The sequence below is a fragment of the Mesorhizobium sp. M0678 genome, from assembly GCF_040320505.1.
GTDB lineage: Bacteria > Pseudomonadota > Alphaproteobacteria > Rhizobiales > Rhizobiaceae > Mesorhizobium.
Map to the genome: position 1 here is coordinate 226,685 of NZ_JAMYPT010000009.1, position 24,843 is coordinate 251,527.

Sequence of the window (24,843 nt, forward strand, 5' to 3'; positions counted from 1 at the left end):
GATGTGCGGCATCGCCGGAATTGTGTCGCTGAGCGCCGCAGCGGCGTCCCCTTCCCGGGATGCGCTGATACGTATGGCGGGCGCGCTGGCGCATCGCGGCCCGGACGAGCGCGGCCTTTACCGGGACAGACGTGCAGGATTGGCGCATGCCCGCCTGTCCGTCATCGATCTCGCAAGCGGCCAGCAGCCACTCGCCGGCGCGGGCGACACAATGTGGATCGTCTTCAACGGCGAAATCTTCAATTACGTCGAGCTGCGACAAGATCTGGTCGCGCTCGGTTATCGCTTCCGCACACGCAGCGACACCGAGGTAATCGTCCATGCCTATCATGCCTGGGGCGAGGCCGCCTTCGAGCGAATGAATGGGCAGTGGGCAGTCGCCATCTGGGACTCCGTGGCAGGTCGTCTCGTCTTGTCTCGGGATCGGTTCGGCATCTGCCCGCTGCACTTTTGCGAGCATGGCGGGCGGCTTTACTTCGCCAGCGAGGTGAAGGCCATTTTCGCGGCCGATGCGGATATACCCCGCGCCTTCGATCCAGCCGGCATCGATCAGACTTTCACACTCTGGACTGTCGCGCCGCCACAAGGCGTATTTGGAGGAGTAAGCGAACTCACGCCGGGGCATGTCCGCATTTATGACAGCGGCGTCGTCCGGGAGCGGGCTTTTTGGAAGCCTGACTATCCAGAGGTTGACGGACCCGGCGATGATGAATTCACCGGCTCGCTTGATGACGCGACGGAGGAAGTGCGCAGCGCCCTGGAAGCCGCGACGGCGCTCAGGATAGTACGCGCCGACGTGCCGGTCGGCTGCTATTTGTCCGGCGGGCTCGACAGCTCGCTGGTCGCCACGCTGGGGAGACGCTTCGCGGGCGAGCGCTTCCAGACTTTCTCGCTGCGTTTTGCCGACGCCGAGTATGATGAGACGCATTTCCAGCGCCTGGTTGCCGGCGTGGCCGGCAGTGACCATCATGAGGTAGTTGTTTCGCGCAGCGATATCGCTGGCATCTTCCCTGAGGTGATCTACCACACCGAGCGGCCAATCCTCAGGACCGCGCCGGCGCCGCTGTTCCTGCTCTCGAGACTGGTGCGCCAGCACGGCATCAAGGTCGTGTTGACCGGCGAAGGGGCCGACGAAATGTTCGCCGGCTACGATTTGTTCCGCGAGGGCAAGGTCCGCCGCTTCTGGGGACGCCAGCCCGCCTCGACGCGACGCTCGCGGCTGCTGGAGCGCCTCTATCCCTATCTCAGCCGCTCGCCGGTGCAGCAGCAGGCGATGGCACGCCAGTTCTTCGGTCGCGACATCCACGCCTGTGACGCGCCTGGTTTTGCGCATGGCACGCGCTGGCGTACCACAAGCGCCATCAAGCGGCTGTTTTCGGCAGACATGCGCGCTCAAACGGAGCGCCGCAACGCCGTATCCGAGCTGCTTGCCCGCCTGCCGGCGGAGTTTTCGCGATGGGGCTCTCTTGCGCAGGACCAGTACATAGAGATTCAGACGCTGATGTCGGGATACCTGCTTTCCTCACAAGGGGACAGGATGCTGATGGCTCATTCCGTCGAGGGGCGCTTCCCGTTCCTCGATCATGAACTCGTTAGACTCGCGAATTCGCTTCCGGCCGCCTACAAGCTGCGCGTGCTCGATGAAAAGCATGTGCTGAAGCGCGTGGCGCAGCCGATCGTGCCGTCGGAAATCGTCACCCGCAAGAAGCAGCCTTACCGGGCTCCCAACGCGCTTTGCTTTGTCGCAGATGGCGCTCCGGCCTACATTCGCGAAGCACTTTCGGAGGCGGCGCTGCGCGAAGCGAACGTCTTCGATCCCAAGTCGGTTACCCGGCTCCTGAACAAGTGCCAGGCCAGCGCCGGCGACGGCGACCTGTCCAACTCCGACAATATGGCGCTGGTCGGGGTGCTGTCGACGCAGCTTCTTCATCGGCAATTTATCGCGAGCCGTCCAAGTGGGGCTCGCACGCTCAGGCTCAGCATCGATATCGACCGCGAACACCGCGAAGAGGTGCTCGCATGATGCATGGCGCCGTACCGCTCCTGCACGACTATCTCACCCACTCTGCCAGCCGGCTCGGCGAGAAGGTGGCCCTGGTGTGCGGCAATCAACGTGTCACTTATGGCGATCTCGATATGCGTTCGAACGCCATAGCGCACCATTTGACCGATGCCGGAATTGCGCGTGGCGATCGCGTGGTGGTCTTCGCCGACAACACTGTCGAGGCCGTCATTGCGTTCTGGGCGGTGCTCAAGGCCAACGCCGTGGTGTGCATCGTCAATCCGCTCACCAAAAGCGACAAGCTTGATTATCTGCTCAACGATTGCCGCCCGACGGCACTGATCACCGACAAACACCTGCACTCGATTTTCAGGGAGCCGGCGCGGAATTGCCCATCGTTGCGCCGCATGATCGTCTCCGGGCCGATCGAACACAGCGACCTGCAAGAATTGCCGCATGCTGTGCGCTGGGACGCCGCGGTCGCGGCAGCCCGCAGCACGCCGCCCTCGCGCCGCTGCATCGACATCGATCTCGCTGCGATCATTTATACGTCCGGCTCGACGGGCGAGCCCAAGGGCGTGATGCTGACGCATCGAAACATGATCGCCGCGTGCGCCTCGATTTCCTCATACCTGGCGCTTGCCGAAGACGAGGTGATCCTCAATGTCCTGCCGCTCGCCTTCGACTACGGTCTTTACCAGATGATCATGGCATTCGGCGCGGGCGCCCGGCTGGTGCTTGAGCGCTCGTTCGCCTTCCCGGCGCAGATCCTTGGGCTGATCAAGCAAGAAAGGGTGACGGGTTTTCCCGGCGTACCGACCATCTTCGCCGCACTCGGGGAGCTCAGGTCTCTCAGGGATCAGGATTTTTCGAGTATTCGCTACGTCACGAACACTGCGGCCGCCCTGCCGCTCAAGCACATTCTCCTACTGCAGGAGCTGTTTTCTGGCGCCCGCATCTATTCGATGTACGGCCTTACCGAATGCAAGCGCTGCACCTACCTGCCGCCGGAGGATCTGGAGCGAAAGCCGTCGAGCGTCGGGATCGCCATCCCCAATACGGAAATGTGGATTGTCGACGAGCATGACAGGCGGGTCGGCCCCGGCATCGTTGGTCAGCTCGTCATCCGCGGAGCGACGGTGATGAAGGGCTATTGGGGCAAGCCGGAGGCGACAGCCAGGAAGCTCAAGCCCGGCCCGCTGCCGGGTGAGCAGGTCCTATACACCGGCGACTACTGCCGGATGGACGCCGAGGGCTACCTCTACTTCGTCGGTCGCGGCGACGAGATCATAAAATCGCGCGGAGAGAAGATAGCGCCGAAGGAGGTGGAAAACGTGTTGATGAACATTGCGGGCGTACGGGAAGCCGCGGTCATCGGCGTTCCGGACGAGCTGCTCGGGCAAGCAGTGAAGGCATTTGTCGTGATGGAGCAGGGAAGCATGATCGGTGAAAAGCAGTTGCAGAAAGAATGCCAGAGACGGCTGGAAAACTTCATGGTTCCGAAGTCCATCGTCATCGTACCCAGTCTGCCGATGACCGACACGGGTAAGCTCAAAAAAACGGCCCTGTCATGAATCGGTACCAGGGCGAAGTTGATCAGCATTCATCTTTTGTACCGGAGGCGAAATCAATGTTATCTACCAAGGATAGAACCGATACCTGCAGCGAACAAATTCGCGCTTTCCTGGCTTCGAATTTCTATATAGCCGATCCCGAGAGCCTGGAGAGCGACACCTCGCTACTCGACCAGGGCATCGTGGACTCGACGGGTGTGCTCGAGGTTATCGGCTTCATCGAGGAGACCTTCGGCATCACGGTCGAAGACAGCGAGCTGCTGCCGGAGAATCTCGATTCCATCGAGGGAATTGCGCAATACGTCATGCGCAAGAGAAACTGACGCAAGAGAAACTGATCGCCGAAATCTCGCGCAACTCTGTTTCAACTTCCCGGCCGTTTCTAGCCGCGACAGCGCGTCTACCCGCCGCGACAGCGCGTCTACCCGCCGCGGCTGCGATGCTTACGCCTGCGCCCTCGTATGTCCCACTACCACCCTGCCCTCACCGGCCTGGTTGGTGACTGCCCGGATACTCTCATAGGCCTTGGAACGCTCGAGCAAACTCATGACCTGCCGGTCCTGGCCAAGCCCCACCTCGAAAAGCAGGATGCCTCCGCGCCGCAAATAGCGCGGCGCCTCCTTGAGCACCCGCATGTGGATGCTCAGGCCGTAGGGGCCGGCTGCGAATGCTTCACGCGGCTCGAGCTCGACCAGATGCGAACGGTCGCCCTCGAGCCGTTTTTCCGAAATGTAGGGCGGGTTGCAAACGATCACATCGATCGTGCCATCGAGCTCCAAGCCTGAGAAGGCGCTGAACAAGTCGCCCTGAAGCACCGTTACCCGGTCCTCGATTTCAAGATGGGTGACGTTGCGGCGCGCGACCTCCACGCATCCGTCGGTAAGATCGCTTGCCCACACGCGCGCGGTGGGAGCGTGGTGCGCGATGGCGCACGCCAGATTGCCCGCCCCACAGCACATGTCGACAACGCGAGGCACCGGCAGGTTCAGTTGGCTCAGGACATCGAGAGCGGCCTTGCCGAGCAGTTCCGTTTCCGGCCGAGGAACAAGCGCACCGGGCGAGACCAGCAACTGCAATCCCATGAAGGTGCTGCGCCCCCTGCCGTAGGCATCGGCAACATTGATCTCTTCGCTCACGACACTCGCCTCCCCGATTTAGCCGGCGTTGGTGACCGACAATTGCGTACCGATGAAGTGTATCTCAAAACCGTTTAACTCTCGATCGACAAAATCAAAACCGATCCCTCCCCAGACGCTTTGAAGCCTTGATGCTACAAAGATGACCATAAGCTTCTGCGCCGTGTCATGATTAGGAATATCTCCTTACTCGACCCGGTTATCCCCAGCCTGGCGAGCCAGTTGCCGAATTCTCAGCCTGGCGTCACGATTTTGCTACATTTTAATCAAAGAAGGCACGTATGTAAGCAATTCGTAATGTTCAGCAGCGGGGCGGGGCTGCTGCTTCCCGGAAGGTTAAAGTTTGTCCCTCATCGAAAGAATCGACGAGATTGCGCGGCAATTTCGCGTCAACGAGCGCACATCATGAAGTCGACCAAAGGGCGCTCGCTCGATCTCCGCTCCGCAATGTTCGGCTGTGTGCACGGCCTCGTCGGCGTAGGCATTTTCTCGGCATTGATAAATATCCTCGCCTTGACCGGCTCCGTCTACATGCTCCAGGTCTATGACCGCGTGCTGCCTTCGCAGAGCGTGCCGACTCTTGTCGGATTTACAGTCGGGATGCTGGGACTTTACGCGGCCTATGGGCTCCTCGATTTCGTGAGGCTTCGCCTGTTGGTCCGCATCGGCAGCCGCCTGCATAGAAATCTGCAGCAAAAAGCGTTCGCAGCCTCGCTTTCCCTGCCCCTCGTCGCCGGGCCGGATGCGAACCGGGTACACCCGCTTCGTGATCTGGACCAGCTACGTGGCTTTCTTTCCGGGCTCGGGCCGACAGTCTTATTCGACGCTCCTTGGATACCATTTTATATGGTGGTCATCTATCTGCTGCACCCCGCGCTTGGCGTGCTGGCAACGCTCGGCGCATGTGCCGTTGTGTTTTTGACGGTGGTTGCCGAGATCATCGGCCGCAAACCTGCGGCTCGTGCATCTGAGACACTCGTAGCGCAACGGCTTCTGGCCGACTCCGGCCGCCGCAACGCAGAGGTTGTTCAGGCGATGGGCCTTTCCGCCCCGCTTAGCCGGCGCTGGAACGAGGTCAGTCATCTTTATCTGAAGAACCAGGAACGGCTCTCCGACGTCGTCGGCGCAGCAAGCTCACTGTCGAAGACGCTCCGAATGGCCCTGCAATCATGTGTGCTAGGGCTTGGTGCCTACCTTGTGATCGGCGGCGAGGCCTCGCCTGGCGTGATCATTGCATCGTCCATATTGCTGGGCCGCTCGCTGGCGCCGGTCGATGTGGCGATCGCAAACTGGAGAGGGTTTCTGGCAACCCGCAAAAGCTATACCGAGCTGTCGGCAGCCCTGGATGCTTTTGATAGCCAGCAAGAGCCAATGGAACTGCCCGGCCCGAAGGCTGAGCTTGCGGTCGAGGAATTGACCGTCGCGCCACCAAGCCTGCAGAAGCCCACCATCTTCAATGTAAGCTTCCGCTTGGCGAGAGGCGCAGGGTTGGCGGTCGTCGGCCCGAGCGGCTCCGGCAAGACCACGCTCGTGCGCGCTTTGGTCGGGGCATGGAAGCCGCTTCGTGGCACGGTAAGATTGGACGGCGCCTCGCTCGATCAGTGGAATTCAGAACTGCTCGGCATTCATATTGGCTACCTTCCGCAGGACGTTGAGCTGTTCGACGGGACGATCGCCGATAACATTTCGAGGTTCGGCGGCAAGCGCGACGCAAAAGGCGTGCTGGCAGCTGCCAAGGCTGCGGGCGTGGACAAGATGATCATGCGTCTTCCGCAGGGTTTTCAAACACGCATCGGAGAAGGCGGCGCGGCCCTTTCGGCTGGGCAGAGGCAGCTCGTCGGGCTTGCCAGGGCACTTTACGGCGATCCATTCCTCGTCGTTCTTGACGAACCAAATTCCAATCTGGATGCAGACGGTGATGCTGCTTTGGCCGGCGCAATCCTGGCAGTGCGTCAGCGCGGCGGTATCGTGATCGTCGTTGCGCATCGCCCCTCCGCTCTCGTCAACATCGATCAGGTACTCGTCCTGTCGAACGGGATGCTCCATTCGTTCGGCTCGCGCGAAGACGTTCTGGCAAATGTGATCCGGCCCTTCCCGCGCCCGGACAAGCCAAGCATTGTCGTTCCGCTGCAGCACGGTGCAAGCGGGCATGCGTGAGGTATTGCTTAGTGTCTAACGTGACCATGTCGTCATATGCTGCGGTTGGCGGCGAAGGCCAGCCGACCGGGGAGAAGCCGGAGCCGGATGGGATTCGAGCCAATCCACCCTGGGGTACTCTGGTCCGGAGCCTAGCAGCACATTGTCGTTCCGCCGCACAAAGGTGCAGCCGGGCATATGCGAGGTATCGCTCTGCTGTTGCCGTGTCGTCATACGTCGCAGCCGGTGGCGAAAGCCGTTCGTTGGAGACGAAGCCAGAGCCGGATGGCATCCGGGCCAATCTGCTCTTGGGCCTGGCAACCAGCTTGCTGTTGATCTTTGGCGGAGGGCTCTGGTTGGGATTGACCAAGATTGCCGGCGCGGTGATTGCGCCCGCAACCGTGGTGGTCGAAAGCAACATTAAAAAAGTCCAGCATCAAACCGGCGGCACCATCGGCGGAATCTTCGCGCAGGACGGCGATCATGTGAAGGCCGGCGATGTGTTGGTCAGGCTGGACAACACATTGACCCGAGCAAACCTGCAGATAATCACCGAGGACCTCAATCGCGCCACCATTCGTCTGGCCCGACTGGAGGCCGAGCGCCAGGGTCTGCCGGAAATGCAGATCCCGCCCGACCTTCGCGCTCAAATGGGCGACCCGCAAGTGGTGGCACTTGTCAGTGGCGAGCGTGCCTTGTTTGAAAGCCGTGCTGCGGCGCTGGCTGGCCAGAAGGCACAATTACAAAGCCGCGCGAAGCAGCTGGAACGTCAGATCGATGGCCTCAAATCGCAGCAGTCTGCAACGGACGAGTCTCTGGATCTGCTGACCAAGAACCTTGCGGATGTCGAATCTCTCTACGCAAAGAAGTTGGTGTCCAAGGAGAGGTTGAGCAATGTCAGCCTGGATAAGACCCGGGCTCGCGGCGAATCGGGACGCCTTGTCGCAGCGATAGCAGAGGTACAAGCTCACATCAGTGAAACGGACCTGCAGGTGCTTCAGCTCGACGAACAAATGCGGAGCGACGTGACCAACGAACTTCGCGAAACGGAAGCCAAGCAGACCGAGCTCAGCGAGCGCCAGGTGGTGGCCGAAGACGAACTCAGCAGGACAGACATTCGTGCCCCGCAATCGGGCACAGTACAAGAATCCTCGGTCCATACCGTAGGAGGCGTGATTGGCGCAGGAGAGGTGCTCATGATGATTGTGCCCGATTCCGACAACCTTGTCGTCGACGCTTCCATTCCTCCGTCGCGTATCGATGAGATTCATCCCGGACAGCAGGTGTCGATCCGCTTTCCAGCGTTCGACGCCGGCACCACACCTGCTTGCGAAGGCTCGGTCAAGCGCGTCTCAGCGGATCTGATCAAGGATCAGCAACGCCAGCTTTCCTTTTTTTCGGCGCGCATCGACGTCGAGAATGAAGCGACGTGCCTGACAGGAGAGAAAATACTCAAACCGGGCATGCCCGCCGAAGTCCACATAAGAACCGACGAGCGCAGTGTCTGGTCCTACTTGATGAAGCCCCTTACCGACCAGTTTTCCAGGGCCTTCAGGCAGTAAAGCGGTTGCGAAACGCGGCCCGATCTATCGGGTCGCCGCATTTTCGAGAGCGCTGCTGAATCTGACCTCGATCGTGTCTCCCGGCATGACCTCGGTGTCTTCTTGGGCAAGCTGTTTTCGCCATTCTTCGCCGACCTTGCGAATGATCGTGACCTCGGCCTGGACCTTCTCGCCGGCAACCGGCAACGGCAGTGCGGCAGCTCCCGTGGGCTGCAACTTTTGGCTGGCGGCGCGAAGCCTTGCGCTGACGTCGGCAAGGCGCACGTTGGTATCCTTCAACTCGATCAGCAGACCCATCCTTCTTTGGTTGTCATTGCGTTCGTGCTGTCTGGCAAAATCGTCCTGCTGACGTCGTGCTCTCATAAGCTCAACCGACGTTTCGAGTGCCCGGCTGGAAGAGAGAACCAAAGCGCGCCGAACGTCGGCGAGCCGGTTGTTGGTGAGATTTCCGGACTCAAACGCTTTCCTTACGCGCGCCAGATCGTCTTCGTCCGCCTTCACCCCATCCGCTTCGGCCTGCTCGCGTTTGAGCAAGGTCTCGGTTTGTGCGGCGGCATCCTTGCCGCTTTTATCCAGAAAGCCCTGCTCTTGCTGGAAGTTGTCCAACGAGAGCTTCAGCCCTTCCGCTTCAGCCTGCGCGATCGCCGACGCAAAACTTGCCGGCAAGGGAGATCCTTGTGGTGGCTGCATGTCGAAAGTCGGTTTGTCCTGAAGTTCGGCGCGGATGCGGGCGCTATGAAAATAATCTCTCGTATATTCCCCCCAAAGCGACTCGTAATCGCGCCGCAGATCCACCGGATCTGGGCCAACCTGGTTTGCCCGGGACCGCAAAAGGCTGAAACCGCCTGACACGGCAATCGCCTGCCGCACGGTCATCAGCGGGCGGTAGGCCTGCTGTCCGGGAGTGAGCACGTCGCCGGTCACATAGATCGGCCTGTACTCCGCAACCACGGCGGTCACGTCTGTCGGCTTGATGACGATCATTTGCTCCCGCCCATCAGGCAGACGCTGGTGGAATATCTTGGTCGGCAAGATCGTCTGCATGCGCGTTTGCAGTTCAGCCGGAGTTAAGCCGCCCACCGAAACCATACCGACTTCGGGAAGCGCGATCGTGCCGTCCATCTGGACCACCGCACGTTGCGTTCGCTCCGGGATGGAGGCAATTCCAATCTCGACGGTGTCGCCGGCAGAAAGTCGATAGGCGACCCGCGGTTCCGCTGCAGCAGCCGTATCCATGGCAGCCAGCATGCCGAGCACGACAATAAGGATTCGATCAACGAGGACCATGGGCGACAATCTCCTTCTGGCTCGAATCCGGCGATACCGCGGCCGCAATCAACAGCGGAGCCAATCCTCCCGGGCGAAAGCTCATGTCATGTAACCCATTTCGTGTCGCACCCGGCCTTCGCTCAGGCGCCCTTGCCACCATCCGATGGTCCGCTCCAAGCCTTCGCGCAGGCTGGTCTGGGCACGCCATCCAGTCTTGCTTTCGAGGAGCGAAGAATCGGCCAGCAAGGCACGCACCTCGGAATTCTGCGGCCGCAGGCGGCGCTCGTCCCGGTGGATTGGTTTCTTGCAGCCACTCAACTCGATCACCAGATCCAATATGTCCGAGATCGTCACAGCGCGCTGGCTTCCGGCATTGTAGGCATGGCCAAATTCGAGCTCGGCGGAACCTGCGGTCAAAAACGCCGCCGCGGTGTCTTCCACGAAAGTAAGATCGCGGATCGGGCTTGTGTCTCCCACCATGATCGCCGGGCATTTTTTGTCGAGAGCCTGGCGTATAATGGTCGGTACGATGGCCCGCTCACTCTGGCGCGGGCCGTACGTATTGAAGGGCCGCATGATGACCACGGGGATGTCGAACGATCTGGCGTAGGACTCCGCCATCATGTCCGCGCCGATCTTGGATGCCGAATATGGTGACTGTCCCTGCAACGGGTGGGATTCGCTGATAGGCATTGTCAGCGCGGTGCCGTAGACCTCGCTTGTCGAAGTGTGCACTACACGCTCCGTCTCCCATTGGCGCGCCGCTTCGAGAACGTTGACCGTGCCCAGGATGTTGGTCTCCACATAGGACTGGGCAGCGGCATACGAATACGGGATAGCTATCAGTGCGGCGAGATGAAACACGACCGCCTGGCCACGCACGATCCGGTTAAGGAACGCGCTGTCGCGAACATCGCCGCGGACGAGATTCAACTGGCGTCGTATGGTGTCGGGCAAATCGTCCAGCCAGCCGTGGCTGTCGAAGGAATTGTAGAGTGCCAGCGCGGTGACGTCGGCGCCGCTGCGGACGAGTGCTTCGGTGAGATGAGAACCGATGAACCCGTCGGCACCCGTAACCAGAACTTTCCTGCCCTTGTATGCCATGACCCAAGCGTTCCCCCTATGACGTGAGGCACTGACGTTGCAAATCCACGAGAGCGCGGATGTCCCACCTGCTCTCAAGGTCCAATCGGCGGCGGCGAAACCACGCCAAGCACCGCCAGCAAGCCGCGCACCATCCACACAACATCGGAGCCGATCGTGCGCTGCGGATAATAGGAAAGGTCGAGCCTGGCTTTGGCAGGAAACAGAACCTGGCGATAGAACAGTAGCGGGTCCACCGATCGCGGATAGAAACGGGCTTCATGCCGGAAGAGAACCTGGGCTGGACCCAGCAAGCCTGGCTTGTATTGTAAAACGTCTTCGAAGCCCCCGCGAAAACAATCGGCGAAGGCAAGGCTCTCCGGGCGTGGCCCGATGATTGCCATCTCGCCTCTGAAGACGTTCCAAAGCTGTGGCAGTTCGTCGAACTTGGTGACGGCGAGGAACCGTCCTATCGGCGTCATGCGGCTGTCATCGGCCATGGTCAGAGCCAAGCCACCGGGGTCGCATTGCACGCTGAACTTGCGGAACTTGTACATGCGGAATGGGCGAGCACCGGCCCCGACGCGGGTCTGTGTGAAGAAGATGGGCCGACCGCCTTCCAGCAGCAGCGCCACGGCAATCAGCAGCATCAGCGGGGCGAAGACGATCGCCGCGGCTGCCGCAATGACGAGATCGATTGCTCGTCTCGCAGACCCATGGGCGGCGCTCGAGACGTTAGACCGGTGAATGGCTAGGTCCAGGGCATTCATGCGGCTGTTCCTGTCTGAGCGCAATTATTGACCGCCGCGGCAAGAGCGACGACTACCGATTCGACCAATGGCGCGGTGATCTGCGGATGCAGCGGTACAGTCAGTTCGCGCTGCGCGAAATCTTCAGTGCGCGGTAAGTGAGTACCGGGAATGAGCTCACGATAGAGCGTCATCTGGTGCACCGGCGGGTAGTGGATAGTGGTTTGTATCCCTTGCCCGCGCAGTGCGTCGATGACGTCTTGCCTGTCGGCGTAACGTGGCAAAAGGATAGGCATGATGTGGTAGGCCGACGTCCGCGGCTCGTGGAACGGGATGGTCACGGCCGGGCAATGCTTCGCTATGAGACGGCGATACAGCATGACCAGGATACGCCTGATCTCATTCCACTCCTGCAGATTTTGCAGCTGGACCAGTCCGATCGCAGCCCGCAATTCATCCATGCGATAGTTGAATCCGAGCATGGTGACATCATACTGAGGGGTGCGGCTGTTCAGCCTTTGACGCGTCCCGGTGGTCATCCCATGTCCACGCGCCTGGCGGATTGTCTCGAGCAGACCGGCATCCCTGGCGATCACAGCCCCGCCTTCCGCCGTGGTCATGTTCTTGTTGCCGTAGAAGCTGAAGGCGGCTGCGGCACCAAATGTCCCCACCTCCTTCAAGCCCGGCGCATGCGCCGCGTCCTCGACGATGTGCAGCCCCCGGGCACGGGCGAGCCTCTGCCATTGTTCCCGATCGGCGAGGTAGCCGGCGAAATGAACGAGAATGATTGCCTTGGTGCGGGCCGTGCATTTCGCTTCGGCTTCCACGATCGACATCAGCGGCACGTCGGCTGACTCGATGTCGACGAAAACCGGCGTCGCACCGACATAGAGGACCGCATTTGCGGTCGCCACGAACGTCAAGGATGGCACCAGCACCTCGTCGCCCGGTCCGATGCCAAGTGCGTGCAAAATGAGATGAAGCGCTGCGGTGCAAGAACTGACCGCGACGCAATCCTCCGCATCATGAACGTCGGCAAAAGCTTGTTCGAAGGCTCGTACCTGCTCCCCCATGGTCAGCCAGCCGCTGTCGATGACCTTGGTCAAAGCAGTCTTCTCCGGCACACCCAAGATCGGGGCACTGACCAAGAGCATCACAACCTCCTAGACTGATAACTGTGGGAACCGGGCTCGTGACTTCATCATGCAGCCGTCGCAGTGACCTCGATCGAGGCCGACTGGTCTTCCCAGGAAATGGTCTGTGCGTTCTGAAAATCGTCGACGCGCCCGATATCGAGCCAGAGACCCTCATGTTTGTACACGTGCACGGTTGTGCCGTTCTGCATCATCTGCAGCATCAGGTCGTCGAACCCAAAGGGTATGCCGGATGGGATAAACTGCAGAACATCCGGGTTCATGCAGTAAATTCCCATGCTGACCAGATGCGAAAGCGTCGGCTTCTCGCGAAAGACCTGCACGGTATTGTCGACTTCGTCGATGACGCCGAAATCCATCTTGATCAGGCGACAGGCTGTTGCGATCGTCACTGGATCGGTGTGCTTACGGTGCGCTGCTACAAATCGACTGAGGCTTAGATCCGTGAGGACATCGCCATTGAGAACGATGAATGGCTCCGTCAGTTCATCCCTGATCAAAGACAGTGGCCCGATGGTGCCAAGCGGCTCCATCTCCTGCGTATATCGAATTTTCAGGTTCCACTGCGAGCCATCTCCACACACGGTGCGGATCAAGTGGCCGAGATACCCGGTTGTAATATAAACTTCCTGAATGCCGTTGCGTCGCAACCATTTCAGAAGCATCTCGAGAACCGGCCGTGCCCCGATCGGCATGAGCGGCTTCGGCAAGACCGAAGTGAAGGGGCGGAGGCGTGTTCCCATTCCTCCACATTGAATAACCGCTTTCATCCTGGTCCTCCCTTGTTCATTCGGCCTGAACGCTATCGTCACGGGCCGGCTATCCTGCCCTGGTCAGCACCCGGGAAACGCGTTCTTGTCCCCTCAGAAGAACCGGTGAGATTTCCCGTAGAAGACCGGTGAGATTTCTCCACTGTCCCCTGATCCGGACATTGCATCTGGATGGTATGTGGCCGTCAGGGTGGATGTCGTCGTGCATTCGAATGGTAACAATTCAGCCGTTTTGCTGTTCTATATCTTTAGACCTATAGCACTGCTGAACGGCCGGCCGGTCTGTCAGCTGTCCAAAAGGTCAGAACGTATGTTCGACGACGTTCGGCGGGTTTCGCTCACAAGGGGCAAAAAAAGAGGAGCGTTTCCCGTCATTTAAGATTATATTAGAAATCTGGCGTTTGCGGTGTTGGGGGTGCCGCAGCGTCGGCTGGATGAATCGACGAGATGATGGCCACGACTTTCAGGCCATTACCGTTCAATCCATTCAGATAGGCGTTGGGGTAGTTCAATGTATCGAATCGTCATCGCCGACGATCACGGCTTGTATCGTCGCGGCTTGCGATTGGCACTGACCGCAGGCATTCCAGGTGTGGAGATCTTTGAAGCGTCCTGTTTCGACGCGGTGCTCAGTTTGCTGGCAGAGCAGTCGTTCGTGGATCTTGCGATCCTGGATCTGAATATGCCGGGCCTGTTCAATCAAGAAGTGCTCGGCGGGATCCTGTCTGCCTATCCGGACACGCGATTTGCGATCGTTTCCGGAAACGATTCACGCTCGGAAATACTCACGGCTCTGTCGATCGGGCTTCACGGCTACATCGTAAAATCGCAGACGGACGAAGAGGTTGTTTTGGCCGTCAATGAAATCCTCTCCGGCCGCATCTATGTTCCTGCACTTCTGTCACGCCCGGGAGCGACGCAAACAACCCACGCGCATACCCATTCCGACGACAAAGGCCCACAGAGGCGTACCGCTGGCGTCAACCTTGGCAGGCTGACTTCGAGGCAAAAGGAAGTCCTCAAGCTGATGGCGGAAGGCTATTCAAACAAGGAAATTGCGCGCGATCTGGAAATCGCAGAGGCGACCACGAAAATCCACGCTGCTGCGGTTCTGCGTGAATTGGGGGTACGCAATCGGACCGAGGCTGCCGTTATGCTGAAGACTTGGCTTTCGAGACATGCCAGCTAGAGCGCCGCGCGTCCTTTTGGACGTGCAAACGGCGTCCCAAGACTCCTCATGCATTTTACTGCATATCCCAAAGCCGCGGCGCAGCTTTGGGCCGACGACATTCTTGGAAGGAACCCTGCGCATCTCAAAGGCCGCTCAGCGCGACCCGCCTTTAGATATCTGCTTTCCGATTGGAGCACTGCACTACAATCCGATTTCCTTGCGTGACAGCCGCAGCGAATACCGCAACCCTTGGTCCGATATTTCCAGCCTGGGAGAGTGACCGACAAGCGGCGCTCCATCCACTCCGATTATCATGGAACCGAAGCCATGACGGACTACGCTTGAGGTCCTACGCCGCCCCGATTCCACCCACTCGAACACGATATCGCTGCCTGTTTCTTCAGGTGCGAACGTCCAGCTTACGTCGATCCGGCCTTTTGGATCGGCAAGCGCTCCATATTTCATGGAATTGGTGGCAAGCTCGTGAACGATCATTGCAAAACTCTCGGCGGCGCCTCCCGACATCGCCACGGAAGGACCGCTGACCGATATCGCACGTGTTCCAATATATGGGTGCAATTCTTGCGCAACGAGATCGTTTATCGCCCCCGATACGCTGCCGTTGCGTGAAAGAAGCAGATGGGTTGCCTCGAGCGCGCGTATCCGGTCGATCAGCATTTCCTTGTATTTGGCGACGTTGTTTCCGGGAACATCGACCATTTTCACGAGCGCCGTGATCACCGCGAAAACGTTGCCGAATCTGTGACGCTGTTCGAGCATGATGCGCTCCCGCTTCTTTGCCGCGGCGCGCAGCAGCGTGGTTTGTCGTCTCTCGCTCAGGTCGGCAGCCACTCCAAGCCGCTGTCCACCATCATCATGTCTTTCCTCCCTTCCGCGCAGCGCAACCCAGCGGATATGTCCGTCCGGTCGGCGGACGCGTATCTCAACATCGTAATTCGTGACCGATGGTGCGGCCTTTCTCGATGCCGCCAGCTTTGGCCAGTCCGCCGGATGAACGACAGCTGACAGCTCCTCCAAACTGCGGCTATTGGCCTGGGCCAGGCCGAGAATGTCCCAGAACGTGTCCGAGCCCGTGACTATCCCGCCTTTAAGGTCTATGCGCCACGTGGCCAAGCGTCCAGCAGACAGAGCGAGGTCCAGCCATTCCTTCTGGGCCCGAAGCGCTTCGTGAACAGCGCGTCGTTCCGAAATATCGTCGACCACCACGAAGATGCTCTCCGAGAGGCCACCCTCGGGCACGGACGAAGAAAGCGTTAGCCTGGCCCAGAATGCCGTACCGTCCTTTCGTGACAGACGCACCTCCGAAACGAACGAAGAAATGTCATTGCCCAGCCTCGCCAGCAATTGCGCCAAGGTATCCCGGTCGTTCGGATGGGCGAGCGTATCGAGCTGCAGTTGGGCAAGCTCCTCCTCCTTGTACCCGGTCATCTCACAAAGGCGTCTGTTGGACTGCAGCAACTCACCTTTCTTGTTGGTGTTCGCGAATCCCATGGCAGCACGTTCGAAGGCCCAACGATAGCGGCTTTCGGTCGCCTCGACGGCAGCGAGCCTGGCCTCCGCGACTTCCAGCAACTCACGCAAGTCCTGCCGCAGACGATGGAAGGTCATGGCAATCACGCCACCCGAAACCAGAAGCAGGATTGCGCGTGCCCAATCTCCACTTGAAATCTGATCGTGTCCTCGTGCCCACAGCCCGACAGCCACCATCAGAATGGTCGCAGCGAGCGCCGGTACGCGGTCTTCGAGATAGGCGATAATAATAATAGCCGGAATAAATTCCAGAAAACTGGCGCCTTGCCCAATATAGGCTGACGATTTTATTTCAAATATCAGTGTGGCAGCTAACACCGATGCAGAGGCAATATGAGTTAGCAATCTGCCCGACGGGTTCGAATTCGACCTGCGCGACTGCGAGCTCATGGACACAGACTACAACCTTCTGACTAGCCCGTCGAGACTAGAGCAAAAAACGTACAGCTTAGTACCACTGCCGGATTGCCATACCGCTATCATAGCGCGCATTTTATCGGACGCAGCGGGGCCTAAGAGCTGCCTTAGAACTGTCGGATCATATTAAGTTTTCAAGGTGGTGATGAACGTATTATCCGTCAGCGCATAGAAGACTAGAATCCAGCTACACATAGAAGACTACATGAATCCCGAATACTTATTTCGGGCGTGTGAAACTTTGGGTTAGGGGTAGAAAATGAATCTGATCGATAGACAGGTCGATGCTTCTTCGAGCAATCGGTACATTGTTACGAGGACCAAGTATGATTTTGAAGCGCGGAATACGCGGCCCTCTTCTGGTCACCTTCCCGATCGCGCATCGGATCCATTGGACGCAAGGTTCGCCGAACCAAAAGGCCGCAGTCTGGAATCCATAACCGGCGTGCTTGATCGCATTGGCTGTGGCTATCTCGTGCTGAATCGCGAAAGAAAAGTAGTCGAGTGGAACGCAGCCGCCCAAACCACGCTTGAGCGCCAGGGCGAAGCGGCCGACACGGCGAGCGGACTTACGGCCGCCCTAAGGCGGCTGATCGCGAATGTTCCGGGCCAATTCCTGCCGGGCTCGTTGTCTTGGGTGGTGATCCGCAGCAGGGGCGACCGACCGGTGATACTGAACGAGAACGGCGTTATCGCTCCCGACGGAACGAGCATTGTGGCGCTGCTGGATCGCGACAACAGGTCGGGGCCAAATCCTCGGACGCTGCAAAGAATGTTTGGCTTGACGAGCGCAGAAACGCACCTCGCCTTGCGCTTGGCCCAGGGCGACGCACCTTTGGAGATCGCTCGCAGCTGGCGTCTCAGCCGCACCACGATCCGTTCCCAGCTTGCCTCGCTGTTCGCCAAGACCGAAACAAAACGCCAGGCGGAACTGGTGGCCCTTCTTGGGCGTATTTCGGTCCTGCCGTAAGGCCGGCCACTTAGATCCAATCGCCGGACGTCGGCATCCGCCCGGGATTCAAACTACGCAAGTTGGCGTGTCATGACTTGGCAGGTCGTGCACCGCATTGCGCACTCCACTAGGTTCGATGCGCCAGCGTAAATATCGGAAGCCGCAATCCCGGACCGGCTATTCGGTACTGTCGAACGGATTTCGAAAGGCGACAAGTGGACAACGATCTATGCAGCGATTCTGTCCTTGCCGCAGCGGAGAAGATGGAATCGCTCGATCCCGTTCGGACCGCGCGGTGAAGAAACTTGCACGGACAGGACCGATCGTCGTCACCGGCGCCGCAGGCTTCATTGGTTTTCACGTGGCCTCACGGCTTTTGCGTCTTGGTGTCAAAGTCGTGGGCGTCGACAATTTCACGCCCTATTACGATCTGCGGCTCAAGGAAGCGCGGTTTGCACGCCTCTGTAGCGAGGCGAAGTTCACGCCGGTACGAATGGATCTGGCGGATGCCGCGCGCGTTCAGTTGCTGTTTTCAAACGTTCGCCCCTCACACCTTGTCCATCTCGCGGCTCAGGCCGGCGTGCGTCATTCACTTGTTGACCCGCACGCCTATGTGCAATCGAATATAGTGGCGTTTCTCAACGTCCTTGAGGGCTGCCGGCATCATGGCGTCGGTCATCTCGTCTACGCCTCTTCGAGCTCCGTCTACGGCTTGAATCGAACCATACCGTTTTCCGAAAATCACGGCGCCGATCATCCCGTCAGCTTCTACGCCGCCACCAAGCGTTCGAATGAATTCATGGCGCATTCATACAGCCATTTGTTCGGCCTGCCCGTGACCGGACTGCGCTTCTTCACCGTTTATGGCCCTTGGGGCAGGCCCGACATGGCCGTCTACTTGTTCACGCGCGCGATCGTCGAGAGCAAACCAATTGAAGTAGCCAATGCCGGCCGCGTGTGGCGAGATTTCACCTATATCGACGATATCGCTGAGGGCGTGGTTCGAGCACTTGCTACACCGCCGCAGCCGGATCCGAATTGGGACCCTTGCACCGCCGACCCTGCCACAAGTTCCGCGCCGTATCGCGTCTACAATATCGGCAACGACCGGCCCGAGGAGATCAACCGGCTGATTTCGATCATCGAGACCGCTCTTGGCAGCCGGGCAGTTCGCGTGGATGTGCCGTTGCCGCCTGGCGACGTTCTGGAGACGCGCGCCGACGTCAGCGATCTTCGCCAGGCCGTCGGCTTCGCCCCGGCAACACCGCTAGAGGACGGAGTGCGACGCTTTGTCGAATGGTACCGGGACTTTCATGGAACGGATGCCGCGGCCAGCGTACGGCAACAGACGTTGGTGAATGAGGCCACCGTGTAGGCCGCGGGCCCTGTCGGGCGATGATCTGCCACTCGGCGTGTAACGCGTCGGCCACAAAGCCGCACTCGCCAGCCTCTATCCGACACAACCCTGGACTCGAAATTCCTGAACGCTGATGCCGTCGCGTATCGGGGCGCGACGGTCTCAAATCAGCGCAGGAACCAATGTCGCCGCTGGCCTTCGACTGCGTGCGTTCTGAACGATGTTAGCGCAAAGATCAGCCCAGGGATAATTTTCAGCCGTTTGCTGATGTAGATCGACATCGCCACATTCCAAATCGCCAACGCAAGCGCGAGGCCCACTGCGGCGCCCGGCGCGCCGTAGAGCGCAATTCCTGTGGCACAGCCTATGATACTGGCCGCAGCGCCGACGATCATGGTTGCGGCTGCCGCCCATTCGTTTCCGGTCATCATCAAGAGGAGCATCTGGGGTCCGCACAGCGCGACAAAGACATATCCGAGAATGAGTATCCGCGCGACGGGTGCCGCGGTACTGAAATCCCCGCCGAACCAGCTCAACAGAGGTTCAATAATCGCAAGCATCGGGATGGCCATCGTTAGAGCCCCACCAGAGGAAAGTAGGGCGGCCCGTGAAAACAGCTGCTGCAGAGCCATCCGATCGCCTCGGGCATGAAGGGCAGCCGCTGTCGGCGCAAACATCGTAGAGACGGCAACCAGGGAAAGGCTCACAAGCAAGGCGACGTTCAATCCCAATGCGAAAATGCCTGCTTCGCGAATGTGATGCGTCCAGCCCAGCACCATGACTCCGGCCCGGCTGATGAAAACATCGAGCCCAGCCATGAGCATCATTGGCGGAACCGCGGACCACCATTCCCGCGACTCGTCGCCTGGCTGAACCTGCCGCAAGCCAGGCGGCTGAAATTTTGTCGCCATGACGAACACCAGGCCGACCGTGATGGCTGAACTTGCCAGCACCGCCTGCATCACCAAGGGTGCGTTGGGGGTCCATGATCCGGATAAGCCCGCCATTCCCAGCAACGTCAACAAGAGGCCGTCGCGCACTATGCGTTCCGGCAGGAGGGCCGAGACACCGCCGCCGAAAGCACGAACAAGTGTTGCGCCCAAAGCGTAGGCGGTGACCAAAGGCACTGCTGCCATGCCTAGCAGCTGGCTGATTTGAAGCTCCTTGTGAGAAGGATCTGAAAAGAAAAAGATCAAGGCGGCGCCAACGATGCCGAATAGTGTCGCCGCCGCCAGCGACCTCTGCAGAGCAAACCTGATTACGCCGTGTACCAGGTCAAGCCGCCCTTTGGCACTGTAGGCGGAGACGAAACGCAACAAGGATACATGGAAACCAAGCGTTGCAAGATAGGCAAGCACCGAGGTCCAGGCCAGAACATAGGAGTAAATGCCATAGCTGGTGGAGCCAACGATGCGCGCAATCAATAACTGCGCCAAGCTGGTCAAGCCCGCACCCCCGATATAGACCAAAAGAGCGAAGATGCTGGCATAGCCGAGACCCCGGCCCGTGTCCTCCTTGTGCGGCAAAACCATATTCGTTGGAGCAACGGAGGCCGCAGGGAAGCGGGCGAGCTTCGGATCGCTGAAATCGTCGATGTCTTTTGCGCCGGCGTCGCGCATTTCTTCGCCTTGATCGCCTTTGGCCGCGGACCCTGCTCCGGACTGCGAGATCGTCGATATTATCTTCCGCTCGACAGGTCGAATGCCGTGGCGGTCGTTACGCGGAATCCCGCATGTGACATTCATGATGTTCTCTCGAGCAAGAGATCCGCGCTGTCCCCAAACCGGTAGCCGGCGTGTTTCCTAAGATTGACCTGCGTGAGAACGCTGCCTACGGGGACCTGAGCCGTCTCGTCCTCCGTCAGCAACTGCAGAACACCACGCGCGATGCTGCGACGCGTCCTGGCCCAGCGAACAGCGAAAAGAACTGCGTCAGCCCAGCCCGTCAGTAGCCTGGCCTCAGGTCCTCCAAGTCCCAGCGGTCCATTTATGATGACGATGCTGTACATCGAGCGCAGCTCATCTGTGACCAGGGACCCGTCGATCATGGACAGTTGCGGCAGCAGATCCTCTGATGGTGCGAGTGCCATGAAGTCGATTCCAATTTCAGGCATTCCCGTGACCGCATCGTGCAGCGGACAACGGTCGCTCATATAGTCTCCAAAGGATTTATGCGGCTTGAACGCACCGAATTCGTTCAGAAACTCGTTCGTGAGGCGGGCGCCCGTGCCATCAAGATCGAGAAAAAGCACTCGTCCCCCAAGTCGGGTAGCTGCCAAGGCGAGGCTCCATGCGAGCTCGGTCTTGCCATCATGCCGGACGCTGGACGTGACGAGGATGACGTGCGACGCACGGCCTCTCGCTTTGTTGAGAGCCACGGTGACAAGGAGAGAAGTGACGGCTCGGCTGTAGCTGCAGTTTTGCTGGCCGAGAACCAGCTGCTGTAGTCGTTTCGCGTGAATTGTGGGCGCTTCCGGTATCAGCCCCAGGCACGGAACCCTGAGCGCGGCTTCAGCTTCGGCCCCGCCGCGCAAGGTCTGATTGAGACGGCTGCGGACCAAGACGAAGACCCCGCCAATGAGGCCAAACACGATCATGCCGGGCGGAATAAGAAAGATGGGCGGCAGGGTTTTTGGATTCGTTGGCGGCCATGCCGCTGAAAGGATCGAGACCCCGGGCAAGGGAGTTGCGATGCGCTGCACCAGATCCTGTTGTTGGGTGAGAAGCTGGTTGTATCGCTGCGTCAGGATGCTGACCTGCGGCTCGAGCGCACTCAAGCCGGAAAGCCGGCCGGCTGTGTCGGCCACCACCGCATCGAGCACATTCTTACGGCCCTCCAGAGCAGCGATCTGGGCACGGTAGATGTTCCCCTCCGCCGCAATGCGAGCAGTGCCTTGTTCGATCTCGCCGTTGATCGCAGTGCTAAGGCCCGCATCCGCATTGTCGTTGGCTTGGCGGGCCGCCATGTCGGCCAATACCGGAGACCCGATCGCTTCGGCGAACGCCGCCACCGATGCTCCTTCCTCTCGCAAAGCCTCGATGTGCTGAAGGCGAGATTCCGTCGCTGAGAGATCCGCTTTCGACAAGGATATCTGCTGACTAAGTTCGGCTGTCTCCTTGGCAGCGTTATCCGCCGCACCTTGATCGACCGCGCCATGGCTCAGTCGATACTTTTCCAGGCGGTCGGTCGCTTTCGCCAGGTCGCTTTGTACGACCGGCAGGCTGGCGACGATCGAGGCGAGTTCCAGCCTGTCTGACGCCCTGCGCTTCTGTGCGAGATCGTCGATGTATACTTGGACGAACGTATTGGCCACCAGGGCGGCTCGCGCCGGATCGTCGTCGGTGAAGCCGACGGTGATCACCCTTGATCTCAGTTCCTGTCCAACCCTCATGCCCTTCCGCAATGCCTTGAGTTCGGCTGCATCGGCCGCCTCCGGCCTGCCCTGCGGCCAAATCCTTTCTAGCAGACCAGCTGCGAAGGTGCGTATGTTCTGCAGGTTGCCGCCTACCGGGGCGGCGCGGGAATTTCCGACATCATCACCTTGCTCAGCAATGTTGCCGATCTTTGTCTCGCGTAGGGCTGCCACCAGGCGACGCAGATGCCCCTGCGAAGAGAGCATGGTTAAGTGGTCATCAATGCTCGCATCCAGCATCTCCTGAGCAGAATCCGCACCTCCGGGAGCCGCGTTCCTGCCCGGAGCATCGACAATCACCTGTGCGGTCGCCTCGAACAGGACAGGACGCACAAAACCCGCAAGCCCAGCCAACACTCCGCCCAAAATCACCATTGCAAGCAGGAACCATTTTCTCCTCGCGATGGTAATGAGGAGTTGATGGAAGGGGCTCTGCGCGTCGACCTGTTCGCGCAGGAATGGCCTCATGCGCGGATTGATCTCGCGCGTCGGCACGTGCATTTCAGTGGCGCGCGGAAGGTGAATTCGGCTGACTATGGAACCTTCCATCTCATACTCCTGTCAGTTCGAGCGCTGTGGACATGCCCGTTGCCGGCCCGGCGGACCGCCCGGCCTCGTTGCGCCAGGCCTGGAACATCAACGCGGGCCACAAATCGCGAGAATGATCCTGTCTTCCGTCAAGATGGTCGCGCCAGCAGGTTTCGACCTTCGCAAAGTCGAAGATCCCATCTCCGGAGAGGCGTATATCGGCGACTAGATCGCTGGCCCAGATGCGCAACGGGCCGCTCAGCCAGACTGCTATGGGAACATCGAAACCCTGCTTCGGCCGGTCGATCAGCCGTTGCGGAACATAGCGGCTAAGCAGCTGACGAAGAAGCCACTTGCCTTTGCCATTGCGGACCTTCGCATGTGCCGGCAGCCGCCAGGCGAATTCGACAACCCGATGGTCGAGAAGCGGGCACCGGCCTTCGAGGCTATTGGCCATGCTGGCGCGGTCCAACTTCACCAATATATCGTCGGGCAGGTAACCGGCCATGTCGTCGTACAAGAGACGGGACAGCAGGCCATCAAGCCGGGGGGACCCTTGAATTGATGTGGGCGGCGTGTGGAGTGCGAGGCTCCCGGTCGATGCTCCGGTCAGCCGTCGATGCAATTCGTCCTCATCTGGCGCAGCGAGCAGCCGAGCGAGGCGATGCAGCCGGTCGCTCCGCAGCGCGTGCCGTCCACTCGCCGAAAGCGGCAGCTTGCCGACGAAATCGTGACGCGCTGCACGGGCCAGCAATCCGACCCCTGCAGCAAGCGCGTGACGCAGCGGCGACGGCAGCGCATGCTGTCGTTTCAACCGCGCAGCCATGAAATGACGAGCGTAACCGGCGAAGCATTCATCGCCACCGTCGCCTGATAGCGCCACCGTAACGTGCTGGCGAGCGAGCCGCGCCACGAGCAAAGTCGGTATCTGCGATTCATCGGCGAACGGCTCATCCCAGATCCGCGGCAGTTCCGGAATGACTTCACGCGCAGCGGCTGCTGAAAGGTGGAGTTCAGTATGATCGGTGCCCAGGTGCCGCGCGACCTCCGCCGCGTGGGGAGCCTCATCAAACCCGCCTTCTCCGAAAGCGATCGTGAATGTGCGCACCGGTTTTGGCGATTGGGCCTGCATCAGCGCCACAACCGTGGAGCTGTCGAGGCCACCAGACAGAAAGGCACCCAGCGGCACATCGGCTATCATGCGTTCCCGGACGGCAAGTCGAAGCAGATCGTCGAGTCCATCGGTCAGTTCTTCGTCGGTACCGGCGATTGGATTCTGTCGACCGTTCGCGGCGATTTCAGACAGCGACCACCAGTGTCGGGCGCGTTGCGAAAGGGATGCGGCGCTGCGCGCCTCGGCAAAATCCGCCGCCGTCACAGACAGGACCGAGCCCGGAGGTAGCTTGAACACGCCTCGCCAGATGCAACAGTTTCCCGGTACCCATCCTTTCGAAAGCATTGTCGCGGCCGCGTCGAGATCGAGCTCCTGACAGAAACCTGGAAAACGATGGATTGCCTTCAACTCGGAGGCAAAAACGAGCGCATCGCGCGTTGCAGCAACATAGAGCGGCTTCTTGCCCATTCGGTCGCGGGCGAGATGGAGGGTCCTGGTCTTTAGATCCCACAATCCAAATGCGAACATGCCAGCGAAGCGCGTGAGTGCGGTGTCGAGACCCCAGCTCTCGATTGCGCACAGCATCACTTCGGTATCGCTGGCGCCACGGAACCGATGGCCAGCGTCTTCAAGCTCGCGGCGCAGATCGCGGAAATTGTAGATCTCGCCGTTGAAGGTAATGGCATATCGGCCACTTGCCGAATGCATCGGCTGGCGTCCTGCTTCCGATAGGTCGACTATAGCCAAACGTCGGTGGCCGAAGGCAATGCCGGCTTCGCGATTGATCCAGAAGCCTTCGCCATCAGGCCCACGATGACGAAGGGCCGTCGTCATCTGGCCAATTGCCCTGAGCGGTTTGATGTTGGCGGCATCGGGTGCAAGGAGAATTCCGGTAATCCCACACAT

18 protein-coding genes are annotated in these 24,843 nt (G+C 59.6%); 8 read left to right on the top strand and 10 right to left on the bottom strand.

The window, feature by feature from the left end:
- Position 1: 1 nt before the first annotated feature.
- Genes asnB (NKI29_RS18580) through NKI29_RS18590 form a run of 3 tightly spaced genes read left to right on the top strand, consistent with a single transcriptional unit; the run spans position 2 to position 3,899 of the window.
- Positions 2-2,023 carry an asparagine synthase (glutamine-hydrolyzing) gene (gene asnB / locus NKI29_RS18580; RefSeq protein WP_352756648.1) on the top strand — a complete coding sequence of 674 codons (2,022 nt, stop codon included), beginning with the start codon at positions 2-4 and terminating at the stop codon, positions 2,021-2,023.
- A complete protein-coding gene (locus NKI29_RS18585; RefSeq protein ID WP_352569014.1) occupies positions 2,020-3,576 on the top strand; it encodes a class I adenylate-forming enzyme family protein in 1,557 nt (518 codons plus the stop codon). The genes asnB (NKI29_RS18580) and NKI29_RS18585 overlap by 4 nt, the downstream gene beginning before the upstream one ends.
- A 56-nt stretch (positions 3,577-3,632) precedes the next feature.
- Positions 3,633-3,899 carry an acyl carrier protein gene (locus NKI29_RS18590; RefSeq protein ID WP_023675628.1) on the top strand — a complete coding sequence of 89 codons (267 nt, stop codon included), beginning with the start codon at positions 3,633-3,635 and terminating at the stop codon, positions 3,897-3,899.
- A gap of 120 nt (positions 3,900-4,019) precedes the next feature.
- On the opposite strand, the gene NKI29_RS18595 is transcribed toward NKI29_RS18590, so the two are convergent.
- Entirely contained in the window at positions 4,020-4,712 is a 693-nt protein-coding gene (locus NKI29_RS18595; protein WP_352449674.1) for a N5-glutamine methyltransferase family protein, read from the bottom strand.
- Positions 4,713-5,117: 405 nt separating this feature from the next.
- Here NKI29_RS18595 and NKI29_RS18600 point away from each other — a divergent pair, with 405 nt between their 5' ends.
- Positions 5,118-6,869, top strand: a complete 1,752-nt coding sequence (locus tag NKI29_RS18600) for a type I secretion system permease/ATPase (RefSeq protein ID WP_352569013.1) — start codon at positions 5,118-5,120, stop codon at positions 6,867-6,869.
- A gap of 242 nt (positions 6,870-7,111) precedes the next feature.
- Positions 7,112-8,410: an HlyD family type I secretion periplasmic adaptor subunit gene (locus NKI29_RS18605; RefSeq protein ID WP_245274645.1), complete on the top strand. Its 1,299-nt coding sequence runs from the start codon at positions 7,112-7,114 to the stop codon at positions 8,408-8,410.
- Positions 8,411-8,434: 24 nt separating this feature from the next.
- Here NKI29_RS18605 and NKI29_RS18610 read toward each other — a convergent pair whose 3' ends face one another.
- The 5 genes from NKI29_RS18610 to NKI29_RS18630 all read right to left on the bottom strand — a co-directional run bounded on the left by NKI29_RS18610 (position 8,435) and on the right by NKI29_RS18630 (position 13,435).
- Positions 8,435-9,697 (bottom strand): polysaccharide biosynthesis/export family protein, encoded by a 1,263-nt coding sequence (locus NKI29_RS18610; protein ID WP_352455325.1) that lies wholly within the window; start codon positions 9,695-9,697, stop codon positions 8,435-8,437.
- An 81-nt stretch (positions 9,698-9,778) separates the two neighbouring features.
- A complete protein-coding gene (locus NKI29_RS18615) occupies positions 9,779-10,783 on the bottom strand; it encodes an SDR family NAD(P)-dependent oxidoreductase (RefSeq protein ID WP_023675622.1) in 1,005 nt (334 codons plus the stop codon).
- 74 nt (positions 10,784-10,857) lie between these two features.
- Positions 10,858-11,532: a sugar transferase gene (locus tag NKI29_RS18620; protein ID WP_023675621.1), complete on the bottom strand. Its 675-nt coding sequence runs from the start codon at positions 11,530-11,532 to the stop codon at positions 10,858-10,860.
- Entirely contained in the window at positions 11,529-12,665 is a 1,137-nt protein-coding gene (locus tag NKI29_RS18625) for a DegT/DnrJ/EryC1/StrS family aminotransferase (protein WP_023675620.1), read from the bottom strand. Before NKI29_RS18625 ends, NKI29_RS18620 begins: the two co-directional genes overlap by 4 nt.
- 47 nt (positions 12,666-12,712) lie before the next feature.
- Positions 12,713-13,435, bottom strand: coding sequence for a nucleotidyltransferase family protein (locus NKI29_RS18630; RefSeq protein WP_023675619.1), 723 nt, complete (start codon positions 13,433-13,435; stop codon positions 12,713-12,715).
- Between the two features lie 511 nt (positions 13,436-13,946).
- On the opposite strand from NKI29_RS18630, the gene NKI29_RS18635 reads away from it, so the two are divergent.
- On the top strand, positions 13,947-14,624 hold the full coding sequence (locus NKI29_RS18635; protein WP_023675618.1) for a LuxR C-terminal-related transcriptional regulator: 678 nt from the start codon (positions 13,947-13,949) through the stop codon (positions 14,622-14,624).
- A 183-nt stretch (positions 14,625-14,807) separates the two neighbouring features.
- Here the strand turns inward: NKI29_RS18635 and NKI29_RS18640 are convergent, their stop codons facing one another.
- Positions 14,808-16,547: a PAS domain S-box protein gene (locus NKI29_RS18640; protein ID WP_023675617.1), complete on the bottom strand. Its 1,740-nt coding sequence runs from the start codon at positions 16,545-16,547 to the stop codon at positions 14,808-14,810.
- 286 nt (positions 16,548-16,833) lie between these two features.
- Between NKI29_RS18640 and NKI29_RS18645 the strand changes: the two genes are divergently transcribed.
- Together NKI29_RS18645 and NKI29_RS18650 are read left to right on the top strand one after the other, a co-directional pair.
- Positions 16,834-17,544, top strand: coding sequence for a helix-turn-helix transcriptional regulator (locus NKI29_RS18645; RefSeq protein WP_023675616.1), 711 nt, complete (start codon positions 16,834-16,836; stop codon positions 17,542-17,544).
- A 118-nt stretch (positions 17,545-17,662) separates the two neighbouring features.
- Positions 17,663-18,901, top strand: coding sequence for an NAD-dependent epimerase (locus NKI29_RS18650; RefSeq protein ID WP_352796917.1), 1,239 nt, complete (start codon positions 17,663-17,665; stop codon positions 18,899-18,901).
- 149 nt (positions 18,902-19,050) lie between these two features.
- On the opposite strand, the gene NKI29_RS18655 is transcribed toward NKI29_RS18650, so the two are convergent.
- The 3 genes from NKI29_RS18655 to asnB (NKI29_RS18665) are packed head-to-tail and all read right to left on the bottom strand — an operon-like array spanning position 19,051 to position 24,843.
- Complete coding sequence (locus NKI29_RS18655) at positions 19,051-20,628, bottom strand: lipopolysaccharide biosynthesis protein (protein WP_352576394.1); 1,578 nt, start codon at positions 20,626-20,628, stop codon at positions 19,051-19,053.
- A complete protein-coding gene (locus NKI29_RS18660) occupies positions 20,625-22,844 on the bottom strand; it encodes a GumC family protein (RefSeq protein WP_352724526.1) in 2,220 nt (739 codons plus the stop codon). Before NKI29_RS18660 ends, NKI29_RS18655 begins: the two co-directional genes overlap by 4 nt.
- 1 nt (position 22,845) lies before the next feature.
- Positions 22,846-24,843 carry an asparagine synthase (glutamine-hydrolyzing) gene (gene asnB / locus NKI29_RS18665; RefSeq protein WP_023675612.1) on the bottom strand — a complete coding sequence of 666 codons (1,998 nt, stop codon included), beginning with the start codon at positions 24,841-24,843 and terminating at the stop codon, positions 22,846-22,848.